The sequence below is a fragment of the Pseudomonas sp. Q12-87 genome (assembly GCF_001269755.1).
GTDB lineage: Bacteria > Pseudomonadota > Gammaproteobacteria > Pseudomonadales > Pseudomonadaceae > Aquipseudomonas > Aquipseudomonas fluorescens_S.
The window spans coordinates 88,284-103,357 of sequence record NZ_LHVI01000036.1 but is presented as its reverse complement, the minus strand read 5'-3'; the positions used below and the strand labels follow the sequence as shown (position 1 = coordinate 103,357).

Below are 15,074 nucleotides of genomic sequence, written 5' to 3'. Positions count from 1 at the left end.
CTTAAATGGTGCCGGCACCAGGAGTCGAACCCGGGACCTACTGATTACAAGTCAGTTGCTCTACCAACTGAGCTATACCGGCGTGTGGGCGACGATTATAGCGATTGGGCGCGTTCTGTAAACCCCTGAATTCTGACTATTTTTGCTTAGGTCCGACTCAGGCGCGATGCAGCAGGTTGCGCAGTTTGTTCAGGGCTCGCCACGCGTGGCTGTTTTGGATGGCGTGGAGTTGGGCTTCAGCCTGTTCGGCCCGTTGCAGGGCGGCGGTGAGTTGTGGGGTTGTGTCGCTGACGGGGTGGCTGAGTTTGTGGCCTTTGCAGAGCTGGAAGCCGTCGAGGTTGCAAGGCGGGATGTCGAAGGCGGGTTTGAGGGCCAGGTGTTCTTCGGCGAGGTAGTAGGTGTTGATGCCATCGAAGAGGATGGGCTGGTAGCCGGCTTCGGTGACCAGGGTTTCCCAGGTCTGGTCGCGGGCCCATGGGGTTTCGATGAGGATGATCCATGGGCGCCAGCGGCTGAAATCCATACCGCGCAGCACGGTTTCTTCGTGGCCTTCGACGTCGATTTTCAGGAAGTGGATGGGGCGATCCTGGGCGTATTGCTCGCAGATCGAGGCCAGGGTGCGGGACTGGACGGTCTGCTTGCGCACGTCCATGCCGGCGTCGCGGTGTTGTTGGGCGACGCTGGCTTCGACCGTGGACAGGCCGGTGTCGGCGATGGTGTAGAAGGTCAGGCTGTCAGCGTTTTCGCCGGCCACGCATTGCAGGTTGATGTCGTGGGGGCGTTCTTGGTTGAGCGCGTCGTGGTAGGCCTGGACGGGCTCGATATTGATACCGCGCCAGCCACGTTCGTAGAACGCCCGGGTGACGGAGTCATCTGTCGGATGGTTGGCGCCGACGTCGAGGTAAAAGCCGTCTTCCACCGACTGAAGGACGCGCCACAGGCGTATGTCTTCGAAATTTTGAGCGTAGGAAATGAACGTCACGGCCAGTCCTTGAGTGTGTCGGCATTGTGTCAATCACGATACGTGGGGCTGTTGTATAGCACGGACGCGGTGGACGCAATTATTGGCGCGGGGGAGCACTGAATTCGGCGGTTATGTCGTTTTGCTTAGATGCTTATGCACAACGGAAAGGACGCTGTGGGCGACGTCTTACGATTTTGTGACCAGTTTCTCGTTTCGTCGCAAATGGCTGTTTTCATGGTTTTTTATCCATATGAACAAAAAATGACCAGCCTTGTTTTGGTCAGGAAATCATGAATTTCTTGGATCCAGCTGGATTTCATCAACAGAGTTATCCACAGGCTGTCAGGCCTTAGTGACGCTCTGCCAGCAGCATCAGGTTTCGAGGCGTCAGGGGCGTTTCGCAGAAGGTGCCAAGGCGAACCTCATAGCCTTTTTCCCTAAGGAAAAGTGCCCGGTCCAACACCAGCCAAAGCTCCAGGGGGCGTCGGAACAGGCCCCGTACCAGTTCCAGGTTGCGCACCTGGGCCAGGCGTTGCTGGCCTGTGGCTTCCAGCGCCGCCCAATCAGGCGTGCCGACTGTGGATAAGTCTTTCAAAGCTGCCAGGTCGATGCAGTATTGGGCGAAGGATTTTTCCAGCCAGGCGCTGGGCAATGAAGGCGTGGGCAGGTAGTCATCGCGCCCCCGGATTTGCCGTTGCAACAGGTCAAACCCCAGGCGCCGAGACATGGATTGGTCCCGTTGCCTACGTATGCGGGCACCGGCGGTGACGGTTTCCGTCAGTGGCAGGCTCAGATCATCAAGGGAGAGTTGTAGGGCAGAGCCTTTGCCGGGGTCGGACAATGCCTGGTAACGCTCAGCGTTGATGCGGTTGTAGCAGCACGGGGCGATAGCCAACTGCGCGCAACCGGCGGCGCTCGCCAACTGCATGAGTCGCACATGCAGATCGCCGCAGGCATGCAGGGCGACGGGCGTGTGTTCAGGGCGTATCGCCTGGGCTGCATCCGCCGCCATCACGTCTTGCTGCAGGTGTACGGCGGGCAGGTGATGGTGTCGGCTCAGTTGCTCGCCGCTGGCGATCAGGGCCGGATCGTATTCCAGGCACGTCAGGCTTTGTGAACCGTGCACCAGGCGTCGCCCAAGGTGGCCTTTGCCGCCGCACCAGTCCAGCCAGTGGGTCGGTTCGTTGGCGAAGTGCAGGCGGCTGGCGAAGGCTTCGATCTGTTGCCATTTGCGCCCGGGCACGTCGACGTTGAGGCGATAGACAGGCGCTTCGAGGGTTCTGTCCGGCAATGCTGCGACAGCACTCAATGTACGGGAAGTTGCCGCCAGTTCAGGAAAGGGTGCTGGCGCGTCTTGAATCAACCAGGGTTGATGATGGTCGCTTTCCGCAGCCTCCAGTGAGCGCTGACGTAGCCATTGGGCCAGTTCCGGGTAGGAGGTTTCCCAGGGCAGGTGCAGATGGGTGAACGGGCGCGGTTTCCACAGCGCTTGATGCGCCGTGAGGAATGCGTCCAGCGCTGTGAAACGGGCCAGCAAGGCTGGGCCCGTCAGCACGCTGCCGTCAGCGTCCTTGGCAGGCATCGACGCGCAACCAGCGCTCCAGCTGCTTGAAGCCTTGCACCAACAGGAATGCCATCAACAGGTAGAACATGCCGGCTGCAAAGAAGAGCTCCACCGGCAGATAAGTCCGCGCAATGATCGTGCGGGCCATGCCGGTGAGTTCCAGCAGGGTCACGGTACTCGCCAGCGCGCTGGCCTTGAGCATCAGGATCACTTCGTTGCTGTAGGCCGGCAGGCCGATGCGCGCGGCGCGGGGCAGCATGATGTAGAACAGCGCCTTGGGCCGCGACATGCCCAGGGCCCGTGCGGCTTCGATCTCGCCACGGGGAATGGCCTGGATTGCGCCGCGCAGGATCTCGGCGATGTAGGCGGCAGTGTGCAGGGTCATGGTGGCGGTGGCACACCAGAACGGATCGCGCAGGTACGGCCACAACGCGCTGCTGCGCACGGCGTCGAATTGCGCCAGGCCGTAGTAGACGAGGAACAGCTGGACCAACAGCGGCGTGCCACGGAAAAAGAAAATGTAGGCATAGGGCAAGGCCCGCACGTACCACAGCCGCGAAGAACGGGCGATGCCCAGTGGGATCGCCAGCAGCAGGCCGGCAATCACGGCGATGGCTACCAGTTCCAAGGTCAGCGTGGCGCCCTGGGCCAGTTTCGGCAACCACTTGATGATGACTTCCCAGTTCATTGGGTGCTCCTGGTAAAACCGCGGGCGGCGCGTCGTTCCAGCAGGTGCATGCCGATCATGGCGAGCACCGTCAGCCCCAGGTACATGAACGCTGCCACCATGTAGAAGGTGAACGGTTGTTTGGACACGGTCACACCGATTTGCGCGTGGCGCATGATTTCTTCCAGGCCGATCACCGAGACCAGCGCGGTGTCTTTCATGAGGATCATGAACAGGTTGCCCAGGCCGGGCAGGGCGATGCGCCACATTTGCGGCATGATCAGCTTGGTGAAGATCCGCCACTTTGACAGGCCCAAGGCGACGCCGGCCTCACGGTGACCCTTGGGAATCGCCAGGATCGCGCCGCGAAACACTTCCGTGGCGTAGGCGCCAAAGCACAGGCCCAGGGCGATGACGCCGGCGGCGAAAGCGTTGAGGGCAAGCTCGGGATCGCCCAGGTATTCGCCCAAGGCGCGCATCAGATTGACGGTGCCGAAATAGATCAGCAGTACCCAGAGCAATTCCGGAATGCCGCGGACCAATGTCGAATAAGTGCCGCCAAGCCATTGCAGCGGCTTGTGCGGTGAGGTCTTGGCCAAGGCGCCAAGCAGACCGAGTACCAGCCCCAGGCACAGGGCCGAGAGCGCGAGTTTGACGGTCATCAGCGCGCCAGCGGCGAGCGCCGGGCCGAATCCGTAGAGATCGATCATCATGGGTGTGTGTTCATATCGCGGCAGGCTTTGCTAAGGGCCGGCGCAGCTGTGGAGCCGCACCGGCCAGGCACGTCAGGATCAATAGATGCTGAACGGGAAGTACTTGTCATTGATTTTCTTATAGGTGCCGTCGGCGACGATTTCCTTCAAAGCGGCATTCAATTTTTCGCGCAGAGGATCGCCCTTGCGCACGGCAATGGCGATCTTGTCGCCCTCTACCACCGGGTCACCCTTGAATTCGTAGGCACGGCCGGCTTCGGTTTTCAGCCAGTCGTAGTTCACATATTTGTCCGCCAGGATCGCGTCAAGGCGGCCGGAAGTCAGGTCGAGATAGGCGTTTTCCTGGGTGTCGTAGAGCTTGGCGGTAATATCGTCGCCCAGTTCGTCTTGCAGCCAAGTGCCGGCGAGGGTCGAGCGCTGTGCCCCGATAACCTTGCCTTTGAGAAAATCTTTATCGGTTTTGAATTCGACGTTTTTCGGCGCGATGAATTGCAGTTTGTTGGAGTAGTACGGGTCGGTGAAGTCCACGGCTTGCTTGCGCTCGTCGTTGACGGATAACGAAGAAATCAGGAAATCAAACTTCTTGGCCATCAGGGCCGGGATGATGCCGTCCCAGTCGGACGTGACCACTTCACATTCAACTTTCATCTTGGCGCACAGGGCGTCGCCAATGTCTTTGTCGAACCCGACGACTTGGCCGCTGGCGTCCTTGTTGTTGAATGGCGGGTAGGCCGCTTCGATGCCCATCTTCAGTTTGTCAGCGGCCGTGGCGCTGGCCGAAACGACCAGGCTGACGGCTGCGGCCAAAAGAAATTTCCTGTAGGTCTGCATGTGTACTGCTCCGTTAGCGGTTGCTGGACATGAATTGTTTGCAGCGCGCCGAAAGTGGGTTTTCAAAGACCTGCTGTGGCGATCCCTGCTCCTCGACCAAGCCTTGATGGAGGAACACCACTTCGCTGGAAACCTGGCGGGCAAAGCCCATTTCGTGAGTCACCAGCAGCATGGTGCGCCCCTCTTCGGCCAAGGCGCGGATCACACTTAGTACTTCCTGGACCATTTCCGGGTCAAGGGCAGAAGTGGGCTCGTCGAACAGAATTACCTTGGGCTGCATCGCCAGGGTGCGGGCGATGGCCGCACGTTGCTGCTGGCCGCCGGACAGCTCGGCAGGATAGGCGTGGCGCTTGTCGGCGATGCCGACCTTGGCGAGCAGGGCTTCGGCCACTTCGACGGCTTCGGCCTTGCTCTGGCCAAGCACCCGGCGTGGGGCTTCGATGATGTTATCGAGCACGCTCATGTGCGGCCAAAGGTTAAAGTTTTGAAATACAAAACCGATCTCGCTGCGCATGCGATTGATCTGCCTGCCGTCGGCGGCCATCAGCTCACCGTTTTTTGCAGCCTTGAGCTTGAGCTCTTCGCCGGCCACCAGAATTTGCCCTTGGTTAGGGTTTTCCAGCAGGTTGATGCAGCGCAGGAACGTGGACTTGCCGGACCCGGATGAGCCCAGGATCGAGATCACATCGCCGTCACGGGCGGTCAGCGAGACGCCCTTGAGCACCTCAAGCTGTCCGTAGCGTTTGTGCAGGTTGCGGATTTCAAGCGCGGGCGTGGCCTGGGCCATGTGCGGTCCTCATGGTGTGTGCTCCCTTGCTGTTGGCTGCCTTCCGTGGCGAGGCGGCCAAGCTAGCATGCGTCCGAATGGCAGCCAACAGCGCTACGGGCGGTAAACCGGTGATGTGTGGCAGGTTGTCGCATCGGCACAGCAGTCTGTCGCGCCATCAACAACCGAACGGCCGTTTGAACCGTATTTACCGGTGAAAAGCCCGGGGAGTCGCGTAAAAAAAGGCGCGATGGTGCCAGCTTTGGACGGGGGTTGGAAGGGTTAACCGGATGAGCGTGCCACAATCAAAAGTCTGTTGGGTTATTCGGGAGCATCCTCGAGATCCCACAGTATTTTGAGAACCTCTTTGAAACTGGCTCGTACAGTTTCGAAATCCGTCTGTACTTCAGGGCTGTGAAGCCAATGCTCCGCTGCTTCCTGATCAATGTCGTCAGCCCACCTTCGGTAAGCGACCAGGGTATTTTCGGCCAGAGTCTGGACCGCCATGGCTTCGTTTTCAGCATTTTCATTATGCAGCAGCTCGGGCTGTTCATTCGTCATTGCAAGGAGTAGTCCGATCATCCTGACCATCATGTCAATGCGCCCCGACTCTTCTTCGGCGTCGTGCATCTCATAAAACAACGACAAGAAGTCTCTTGGGCGTTCTGCGAATTCGTCGTGCAGGGCATCCATTACATATGGATCGTCGTATTCGGGAAGACCAAACGTGGTGGCAGCAGGTTTTGTACGACTGACGCGTATTTGCTTGGCTTTTGCTTTTGCGCGCTTGGCGCGTTTCTGTTGCTTGTTCGCGGAGGCCATGGGCGTGGTTCCGTTATCTATTGAACAAAAATCGATAAAGCCTGTGGAAGCGGGCTTGCTCGCGATAGCGGTAGAGCAGCCAACGAAGAGCTGAGGTTGATGGCCTCATCGTGAGCAAGCTCACTCCCACAGGGGCGATGGAGCTGTTTTCTAACGCCATGCTACCCAAGTTACAACCCTGGCGTTGCCACAGTAATCCTATTCTCGATGCGCGGTCCGGGGTGGTACTGAGCGTGGATTCGATTATCAGGAATAGTCCCAATCGATCTAAACCTTAACGCGCAATGGTGCTCCAAAAAGAACTCATGTGAGTTGTTTCCAGAACCTGGAGTCCTCGCCATGAAGCTCATTCATTATTTTGTATTACCTTTCATCGCCATCAGTATCCTGCTGTTCCCCATCGGGCTCAATGCCACCAACCTAGCGCCCATAGACAACACAGGTGTCCAGGTCCAGCCCATGCAGCAGAACGGTATCAGCTACCTGTCCGGCGGGATTGGTGAGGATGAAGCCCGGGCAATCGGGCAGGCCCAGGGCTACAACCTGCACATGACCTTCGCGGTCGGGCCGGAAAACAAATACATCCCGGATGTGGATGTCGTCGTCCAGAATGCATCAGGGCAGACGCTACTAACGCTCAGCGACGCGGGGCCGCTCGTATATGTCCAACTGCCGCCGGGCAAGTACACCGTGCTGGCGACGCGCAACGGTGAGGAGCGGCGCGACACCGCCGAAGTTGGCAGCGGCGCTGCACGCAACCTGGTGTTCCATTGGAACGGCGACGAATAACCGGTCGGCTTATTCGCCGGCGGGCTCTTTCATGGACTGACGATACCGGTCCAATGCTTCGCTGAAGTCCTTGATGAACTCCGGCGTGCTGAGCCAGCGCTGTGCCGTCTCGCGGTCCATTTCATCGACCCACATGCGGTAGTCCACCAGCATGTCGGCGGCCAGGTTGGTCGCCGCCATGCTTTCGTTCTCGGCGTTTTTCAGATCGAGCAGCCCTGGGCGTTCGCTGATCATCACGCTCAGCGAGGCGAGCAACGTGTCGAGCATTTCGCTGCGGCTGATGGCTTCGGCTTCGCGCAGCTTGGCGAACAGTTCCAGCACATAGACCGGAGGCTGGGCGGTGGCGTAGGCCGGGTCACCGTACATCGGGGTGGATTTACGCCCGGTCATGCGGATCTGCTTGGCTTTGTCTTTGGCGCGCTTGGCGCGTTTTTGCTGTTTGTTCAGTGAGGCCATTGGGCTTCGGTTTCCAATTGTTGAAGGGGCGGCGCACGGCTCAGTCGATTTTCGGCACAGTGAAGCGGAACTCGCTGCCCTGGCCTGGCTGGCTTTCGGCGTGCAGTTTACCGCCATGAGCCTGGACAATCCCCTTGGAAATCTACAAACCTGGCCCGGTTGTCATGTGCTCAAGCCGTGCCCGTTCACGGTCCAGCTCGGTGCGCAGTTCTTCTTCCGTGGGGAGCACCAGCTTGTACTGGCTGGCGAATAACTGCTCATTGCCCTGCAATACCGAATAACGCATCACCGATTCGTCTTTCTGGGCACAGAGAATGATGCCGACGGTGGGTTTGTCTTCGGGGCTGCGTTTGAGATCTTCGTAGAGGCGCACGTACATATCCATTTGCCCGATGTCTTGGTGGCTCAGTTCGCCACGCTTGAGGTCGACGATGACAAAGCGCTTGAGCAGGTAGTTGTAGAAGACCAGGTCGACGTAGAAATCTTTGCTTTCGGTGCTGATGCGTTGTTGACGAGCGATGAAGGCGAAGCCTTTGCCCAGCTCCAGAAGAAAACCCTGCAGTTGGTCGATCAGGGCCTGTTCCAGTTCTGTTTCCAGGACGATGCCGGCATTGGGTAGGCCGAGGAACTCCAGAACTACCGGATCCCTGACGATATCCCTGGGGCCGAGGTTCAATTCCCTCGTGTTGACCACAGCCTCCTGCTCCACCGCCGGCCGGTCGCGGCTGGTGAGCAGACGTTCGTAATAGAAGGTGCCGATCTGGCGTTCGAGGGCGCGGGTGGACCAGTTTTGGATGACCACTTATGTACCAGCGCCGGGCGTCGTCGTGCTCCACGCGCAAAAGCGTGCGGTAATGGGTCCAACTCAATTCGGTACGCACTGCGTCCCAAATCGGGAATTTCTGATAAAAGTCTCGCATGTGACGCAGGTTGCGTTCATCAAACCCCTTGCCAAACCGAGCCGTCAGCACCTTCGCCAGCGACGGCAGCAGGCGTTTTCCATACGCCGCTCGTTCAGCCCCGCCCTGTTCGAATTCAATGATGTGTCGCCCGATCTGCCAGCACGTCTGTACTTGGAGCGTATCAACGGCGCGCAGGACCTTCTGGCGAGCCTGGCGGATCAGTTCGCCGAGCTCGGTGATCAGTGGCGCGAGTTGTGGGTCATCCTGAGGCGAAATAGAAGTCATCGATGCGTCCAGCCATTAAAGGGGGCGGACCCAAAGCATGCTCCAGAGGCATTTTCGATGATGCAGGACGGGGCTGATTGGCTTGGAGGAAATATAGGTAGTCAACGCAGGATGGGGATGACGCCGCTATATGTCGCTTGAACCTGGTTTGTAGGAGTTATCCCAGCAGCGTGTCGTCCACCGCAAGCGCCCCCCGCCAAAAAGTGTCTGGCGGGACGACGCTCAGGCCTAGCCTTGCGCCAGCGCCTGGGAGGCGGCCACATAATCGGCCTGGAATTGCTTGCTCTCGACCCAGTCCAGCGCGGTCTGCTCATCGACGCCTTTGGTCATGCGCCGGTATTCGATCAGGGCGGTAATGATGAAATCAGTGGCTTCTTCTTCGCCTTCCTGCTCCAACACCAGCGCCAGCAGAGGATGCCCCAGGAAAACCGCACACATGGCCTGTTGGCTGATCTTTTCGGCTGCGTTCATGACCTGGAACAGTTCCGACAGATCCACCGTCTCCAGATCGATGCGCTCATCGTTCGGGTCCAGGAAATCGTTCGGCGCAGCGGCGCGTTGAATCCGGTTTTTCTTGGCTTTCGCCTTGGCGCGCTGGTTGCGTTTCTGCTGTTTGTCCGCCGATGACATGAGTCGATTCCTGGCATGTAAATAAGGCCATCTATCCTACAGCTTCACGGCCGACGCTTCGAACCTCAATCCACCACGAACAAGGTTGCGCCCAGCTCGGTGGAAGATCGATGAGGCTCGGCCTGGTCGGCCACTTGATAGCTCATGCCAGCCTTGAGCACGAACTGCCGCCCATCCTCCAATTCCGTGTGCAGCTCGCCTTTCAGGCAAAACAGGATGTGCCCCTTGGTGCACCAGTGATCGGCCAGATACCCCGCCGTATATTCCACCATCCGCACCCGGATGTTCCCGAACTGCCGGGTGCGCCAGTAAGCGGTTCCGGTAACGCCCTTGTGTTCGGTGGGCTCGATGGTTGACCAATCGGTGGTGCCAAAGGGGATGCCGGTGATGTCCATGTCGACTCGTCTGTAGGGAAAGGGGAGCAACATGAGGGAATGTAACTGAGTCGGTTGGGCAGAGGAAGAACTCGCCGGAAGAGGAAGCTTTGGCTGCCTTCCTTTCCACTCTTTGATGGCGTCTAAACACTGTCTTGGAGTTTGGTTTGATGAGCTATCCAGTCCTGGATGTAACTCAAGACTTGCTGGGTTCCCTCCTCTGTTTCTACCAATTCAATGGGCCGTTGGCCATCTAGATGGCTATTCGGTTGTTCCATCCATTTGAACGCCTTGCCACGATCACCTCGGATGGGGATTGCCAGCTTGAGGACCTGATGAAGTAGATCAGGACGGGGATACCAGGATTCGGGCTTAACCGTCGCTTTTCGCCCGGGAATTACTCGGGGGAGCTGGCATGCCGCGAGCTCTGCACGAGTGATATGGGTTCGCACCCAATGAGCTGATTCGGCCAGTTCGGTATTGGGGATTCGTTCGTGATTTGTCGTTGGAATGACTACGCCCACCCGGACAGGGGTGTAGCTACGAATCATCTGAAGGGCTGGGGCGATATCCGTGTCGTTCGTGACGAAAACAGCATGATCGATCTCCCCAGTCATTGCGTCGTGATAGGCCTGTAGAGACAGGTTTACGTCACTCTGCTTTTCCTCAACTTTCCAGGCCTGGATTTCTTCACATTCACGAGGCGCGCGATTTGGGTGGCTGGCATCGACAACTTTCACCTTCATCTTGTTGACCGCGTAATAGCCCTCCACCAAGTCAATACGGTTGCCGTATAGCTTGCGTAGAGCAGTGTGATAGCGGGCTTGGGATGAAACCGAGTCAGGTGCTCGCGCCACGGTTTCGATGATTTTGGCTGTAAAGAATTTTATCGAGGGGCAGGCGAGCAGGGCTGATTGCCTGACGAGGTTGTTAGTGTCCTTGACCAGCACTGATGGCAAAAGGTGTTTTTCAAAAAGTGACAGCAGGTCGAGCCATTTGTAGGAGGTTCCCTTCAGGCAACCGTAGTAGAAATTATAGCCATCAATGTAAATACGAGTGCGCAGAGGTTCGAAATCGGGCACTCCCTGCATATCCCTTGCTCCAGAAATGAAAAAACCGGCTTGCGCCGGCTTTTTCCCCCTCCAACCAGATGGTCATGCCACACCGGTCACGAGGGTTAGTTGTTGGGCGCAGTATTACGCAGATTCTGCGTGTGACGCAAACTCTCGCTGCGTGTGGCGCAAAAAGGCGATCCCAAATGGGAGAGCCCGTCGGATCAGCGTGGAGAAAGGTTAATCGCTCACGATGCGGCGATCAAAGACGGAAACGAGCCGCAACACTTCTGCCGACTGATCTATAGGGGGGGGCGGCCTAAAATAGATCAGTCGCCATCGCAAGAAACCGCAGACAATAAAAAACCCCGATCAATTTCTTGATCGGGGTTTTCGGTATTTGGTGCCCAGAGACGGAATCGAACCGCCGACACGGGGATTTTCAATCCCCTGCTCTACCGACTGAGCTATCTGGGCAACGGGGCGCATTAAACGGGTTTTTCAGGGGGGCGTCAAGCATGATTTCAAAAAATATTTAATTATTACCGTCGGTTACGATCCGCCCCGGCCTGAACCACTTATTCGGACGGCGGCACGTAGCCTTCGGCCTTGGCGTATTCTTCGCCGGAAAAGAACTTGTCCATTTCGCCCTGAAGGTACTTGCGGTCTTCGGCGTTCATCATGTTCAGGCGCTTTTCGTTGATCAGCAGGGTCTGGTGTTTTTGCCAGTCGGCCCAGGCCTTGGCCGAGACGTTGTCGTAGATGTCCTGGCCCTTGGCACCCGGGAATGGTGCGCGTTCCAGGCCTTCGAGTTGTTCTTTGTACTTGCGGCACATGATGGTGCGGGTCATTGCAACTCTCCTGCGTTCAATACGGCGGCCGCGCGTTCGAGCAAGGTTTTGACCGGGGCGGCAAGGCCCAGGCGCGGCGGGGTGGCGAGGTTATACCAGAGCCAGTCGGCCTCGGCCACGTGATGAGCGGTTTCCCGGACCCGGACCAGCCAGGGTTCGATCGCCAACTGGAAGTGGCTGAAGGTGTGTACCAGGCTCGGCATTTCTTGCTGCCTGCCCAGCTCCAGCGAGTGTTGCAGGGCCAGGTGCTGCAGGTCGTCGAGGTCGTCGAGTTCCGGCAGGCTCCACAAGCCGCCCCACAAACCGGTGGAAGGGCGACGGTAAAGCAGGATCGCGCCTTCGTGGTTGGCGAGCATTGGCATCAGGGTGCGTTTTTTCGGTACGTCCTTGCGTGGCTTGGGAATCGGGTAGCGCGTTTCCAGGCCCAGCATGTGGGCCTCGCAGCCTTGTTTCAGCGGGCAGAGCAGGCAGCTGGGCTTGCTGCGGGTGCAGAGCGTTGCTCCCAGGTCCATCATCGCCTGGGTGTAGGCGTTGACGCGATCCTGGGGCGTGAAGCGCTCGGCGGTGGCCCAGAGCTGTTTGGCGACCTTGGGCTCGCCCGGGTAGCCTTCCTGGGCGGTGAAGCGTGCCAGGACCCGCTTGACGTTGCCGTCGAGGATCGGCGCCCGCAGGCCCATGCTGATGCTGGCAATGGCCCCGGCAGTGGATAGACCGATCCCCGGCAGCTCGGTGAGTTTTTCCACGTCCCGGGGAAACTCCCCTCCGTACTGCTCGACCACGATTTTCGCGGTTTTTTGCAGGTTGCGCGCCCGGGTGTAGTAGCCCAGCCCGGTCCACAGGTGCAGCACTTCATCCTCCGGCGCGGCGGCCAGGGCTTCGACGGTGGGCAGTGAGGCCATGAACCGGTCGAAGTAATTGAGCACGGTGCTGACCTGGGTCTGCTGCAACATGATTTCCGAGACCCACACCCGATACGGGTTGATGCCTTGTTGCCACGGCAAGTCATGACGCCCGTGGCGGTCGAACCAGTCCAGTACGGCGCTGGAAAACTGCTCGGCCCTCATCGCTTGAATAACCCCTTGAGCGCATTTTTCAGTTCGGGGCTGACCTTGTCGCCGAGTTTTTCATCGATCTTGTCGCCGAGACGGTCGCCGGCCAGTTTCGCCGCGACCTTGCCCAGCCCATCGTTGTCCAGGCGGCATGCCTTCGCACCCAACTCCAGCGGGCCACGGCAGCGCAACGGCCATTCGATATCGACGTAGCGTTCGTTGACCTGGCAGGCGGGGTCGGGCATGTCGCTCTTGTCGCCTTCGACGATGACGCCGACGCGATAGTCCATGCCCAGGACCCGCAGGTCGATGTCGCCGTTACCGTTGACCCTCATGCCGGGGACGCGGACTTTCAGGTCGGGGTTGCTGGCGACGCCATTATGGAAGGTGAGGTTGCCATCGAGTTGCTGGAACGGCGTGTCCTTGCCTCGGGGTTCGCCACTGAGGGCTTGGCGATTCAGGGTGGCGATGCCTTTGCACAGTTGCTGCTCAAGGTTTGCATTGAGCAGCATGCCATCGTTGATGACGAACCCGGCGTTGCCGTTGAGGCTGTCGATCAGCGCCTTCTGGCTATTGCCGCTGGCGGTTACCGCGCTGTTGAGCGTGACCAGTCCTTTGACCGGCGGATTCTTGCCCTGGCTTTCGATGATTTTTTCGGCTGGCACCCGGTTGATGCGGGTTTGCAGGCTCAACTGCGGTGTGGGCTGGCGCACGTCCAGCGTGCCCTTGGCTTCGAAGTTGCCGCCATACAGATCGCCTCGCAGGTGTTCCAAGGTCAACAAACCGGCAAGGCCTGTCGCCTTGAGCGCGGCGTTCTGAATCGCAAGCTTGTCGAGGGTCAGTTGACCGAAAGTCAGGTCGGCATCGAGGTCCAGCTTGCTCAGACGCTCCACCGGAAACAGCCGGTCATTGCTCCACGCACCCTGGGTCGGGGCGCTGGGCAGCGGTGTGCTGCCGGCGCCCGCCATGGCACTGGCTTCGGTGTTGCTGACTTCGGCCTCACGGGCCGCCTTGGAGCTGTCGGCTTCGGCGGATTTCGGCGGCAAGTAGCGGTCGACGTTGAAGGTGTCGGCCTTGAGCTGCGCGCGCAGGGACTGCTTGGCAAAATCCTCCACGGCAATGCGACCGCTGAAGCTGCTGTCGTCGATCTTCAGGTTGATGTCATTGAAGTCGACGCTGGTCGGCGTGCCGGCAATGCGGGTGACCAATTCGACTTTGCTCAGGCTGCCTTCGGCCATGGCGGGCAGTTTCTGGCCGACACTGTCAACGAAGTTCGCCAGGTCGAACGGGGCGATGGACAATCCACCGTTCAGTTGTGGTGTCTTGTCGAGGTCGTTGACCTTCAGCTCGCCCAAGGCGCGCAACTGATTGAGCGACAGCTTGATGCCGGTCCATTCGGCGACGTTGGCCGCTTTATCCAGGAATAATTGACCCTGGGCGGCGAAATTCAGGGTCTTGCCCTGCAACGGGTCGCCCGTGGCTTCGCCAGACAGTTTCAGGTCTTCGAACTTGTAGCGTTGCAAGGCGCGCTCGAAGCGCAGTTCACCGGTGACTTCGGTGCGCACGCGCACGGCCGGTTGGCTGCTGGACAGGAATGCGGTGAGGGTGACCGGGATGTTGGTGGAATCATGGACCGGGCCAGTGCTCAGCTGGATGCTTTCGGCAGTGAGCAGCTTGCCGGTGCGCTCGTCGGTATATTCGACCCGGGCGTTATTCACGGTCAGGCTGTCGATGTCCAAGCGGGTCGGCTGGGCCGTTTTCTCCGCTGGGGGGCTGGCAGGTGGGGCTGGCTGTTCGGCTGGTGCTGGCGTGTTCGCGGTCGTCGCAGCCGTGGGCACCTTGCCGATGTCTTCCCAGTTGCCGTGACCGTTTTTGTCACGGTTCAGGCGCAGGTTCAGGCCTTCGACCCGGACATCGCTCATCTGCACTTCCCGGCGCAACAGCGGTATCACCCGCACCGAAAGGCCAAGCATCTGCAAGTCGGCGAAAGGCTGTGTCGGATTGGCCAGGGTGGCTACGCTGGCGTCGTGCAATTCCAGACCCAGCCATGGAAACAGGCTCCAGCCGATGTCGCCATTGAGGGTCAGCTCAATGTGGGCTTTGTCGCGGGCTATCTGGCGGATCTCTTCTTTGTAGTCGTTGGGATCGAACAGATGGGTCAGGGCAAAGCCCAGGGCCACAATGATCAGCAACAGCCCGAGAAGTACCAGACCCAGGATTTTGCCGAACGCTTTCATGGGCGAATCCTTACAGGTTGAGTTCAAAATTTGCCTGGGAGTATAACGCCGGCAATCGATGGAGCGTTGGGTCATCGTTTTCCAGCGCCGTTCCACAATCACCTGAAAAACAGCTCTATATT

Annotated in this window: 15 protein-coding genes, 2 tRNA genes and 1 pseudogene; 1 reads left to right on the top strand and 17 read right to left on the bottom strand. The window is 58.8% G+C overall.

Annotated elements, in window-relative coordinates; translation table 11 throughout:
* Positions 1–6 precede the first annotated feature (6 nt).
* From AD663_RS26395 to AD663_RS26360, 8 genes are all read right to left on the bottom strand, one after another.
* Positions 7–82 (bottom strand) — tRNA-Thr (locus tag AD663_RS26395).
* A 75-nt stretch (positions 83–157) separates the two neighbouring features.
* A complete protein-coding gene (locus tag AD663_RS26390; protein ID WP_053214802.1) occupies positions 158–982 on the bottom strand; it encodes an FkbM family methyltransferase in 825 nt (274 codons plus the stop codon).
* A gap of 331 nt (positions 983–1,313) precedes the next feature.
* Positions 1,314–2,546: a methyltransferase gene (locus AD663_RS26385; RefSeq protein ID WP_053214801.1), complete on the bottom strand. Its 1,233-nt coding sequence runs from the start codon at positions 2,544–2,546 to the stop codon at positions 1,314–1,316.
* On the bottom strand, positions 2,527–3,216 hold the full coding sequence (locus AD663_RS26380) for an ABC transporter permease (RefSeq protein WP_053214800.1): 690 nt from the start codon (positions 3,214–3,216) through the stop codon (positions 2,527–2,529). Before AD663_RS26380 ends, AD663_RS26385 begins: the two co-directional genes overlap by 20 nt.
* A complete protein-coding gene (locus AD663_RS26375) occupies positions 3,213–3,908 on the bottom strand; it encodes an ABC transporter permease (protein WP_003186765.1) in 696 nt (231 codons plus the stop codon). The genes AD663_RS26380 and AD663_RS26375 overlap by 4 nt, the downstream gene beginning before the upstream one ends.
* A gap of 78 nt (positions 3,909–3,986) precedes the next feature.
* Positions 3,987–4,739 carry an ABC transporter substrate-binding protein gene (locus AD663_RS26370; RefSeq protein WP_003186764.1) on the bottom strand — a complete coding sequence of 251 codons (753 nt, stop codon included), beginning with the start codon at positions 4,737–4,739 and terminating at the stop codon, positions 3,987–3,989.
* Positions 4,740–4,752: 13 nt separating this feature from the next.
* Positions 4,753–5,526, bottom strand: a complete 774-nt coding sequence (locus AD663_RS26365) for an ABC transporter ATP-binding protein (protein ID WP_003186763.1) — start codon at positions 5,524–5,526, stop codon at positions 4,753–4,755.
* A gap of 300 nt (positions 5,527–5,826) precedes the next feature.
* Positions 5,827–6,327, bottom strand: coding sequence for a hypothetical protein (locus tag AD663_RS26360; protein ID WP_003186762.1), 501 nt, complete (start codon positions 6,325–6,327; stop codon positions 5,827–5,829).
* 339 nt (positions 6,328–6,666) lie between these two features.
* On the opposite strand from AD663_RS26360, the gene AD663_RS26355 reads away from it, so the two are divergent.
* Entirely contained in the window at positions 6,667–7,116 is a 450-nt protein-coding gene (locus tag AD663_RS26355) for a hypothetical protein (RefSeq protein WP_053214799.1), read from the top strand.
* A 9-nt stretch (positions 7,117–7,125) separates the two neighbouring features.
* Here the strand turns inward: AD663_RS26355 and AD663_RS26350 are convergent, their stop codons facing one another.
* The 9 genes and pseudogenes from AD663_RS26350 to AD663_RS26310 all read right to left on the bottom strand — a co-directional run bounded on the left by AD663_RS26350 (position 7,126) and on the right by AD663_RS26310 (position 14,952).
* Entirely contained in the window at positions 7,126–7,572 is a 447-nt protein-coding gene (locus AD663_RS26350) for a hypothetical protein (protein WP_003186760.1), read from the bottom strand.
* A gap of 142 nt (positions 7,573–7,714) precedes the next feature.
* Positions 7,715–8,759, bottom strand: a pseudogene (locus AD663_RS26345) (YhcG family protein).
* Between the two features lie 228 nt (positions 8,760–8,987).
* On the bottom strand, positions 8,988–9,389 hold the full coding sequence (locus AD663_RS26340) for a hypothetical protein (RefSeq protein ID WP_053214798.1): 402 nt from the start codon (positions 9,387–9,389) through the stop codon (positions 8,988–8,990).
* A 65-nt stretch (positions 9,390–9,454) separates the two neighbouring features.
* Positions 9,455–9,784, bottom strand: coding sequence for a DHCW motif cupin fold protein (locus AD663_RS26335; protein ID WP_003186757.1), 330 nt, complete (start codon positions 9,782–9,784; stop codon positions 9,455–9,457).
* 122 nt (positions 9,785–9,906) lie between these two features.
* Positions 9,907–10,854: an antitoxin Xre/MbcA/ParS toxin-binding domain-containing protein gene (locus AD663_RS26330; protein ID WP_053214797.1), complete on the bottom strand. Its 948-nt coding sequence runs from the start codon at positions 10,852–10,854 to the stop codon at positions 9,907–9,909.
* 362 nt (positions 10,855–11,216) lie between these two features.
* A tRNA-Phe gene (locus AD663_RS26325) sits at positions 11,217–11,292 on the bottom strand.
* Between the two features lie 101 nt (positions 11,293–11,393).
* Positions 11,394–11,666: an oxidative damage protection protein gene (locus AD663_RS26320; RefSeq protein ID WP_053214796.1), complete on the bottom strand. Its 273-nt coding sequence runs from the start codon at positions 11,664–11,666 to the stop codon at positions 11,394–11,396.
* Complete coding sequence (mutY, locus tag AD663_RS26315) at positions 11,663–12,730, bottom strand: A/G-specific adenine glycosylase (protein ID WP_053214795.1); 1,068 nt, start codon at positions 12,728–12,730, stop codon at positions 11,663–11,665. The genes AD663_RS26320 and mutY overlap by 4 nt, the downstream gene beginning before the upstream one ends.
* Positions 12,727–14,952 (bottom strand): AsmA family protein, encoded by a 2,226-nt coding sequence (locus AD663_RS26310; protein ID WP_053214794.1) that lies wholly within the window; start codon positions 14,950–14,952, stop codon positions 12,727–12,729. The genes mutY and AD663_RS26310 overlap by 4 nt, the downstream gene beginning before the upstream one ends.
* Positions 14,953–15,074 lie beyond the last annotated feature (122 nt).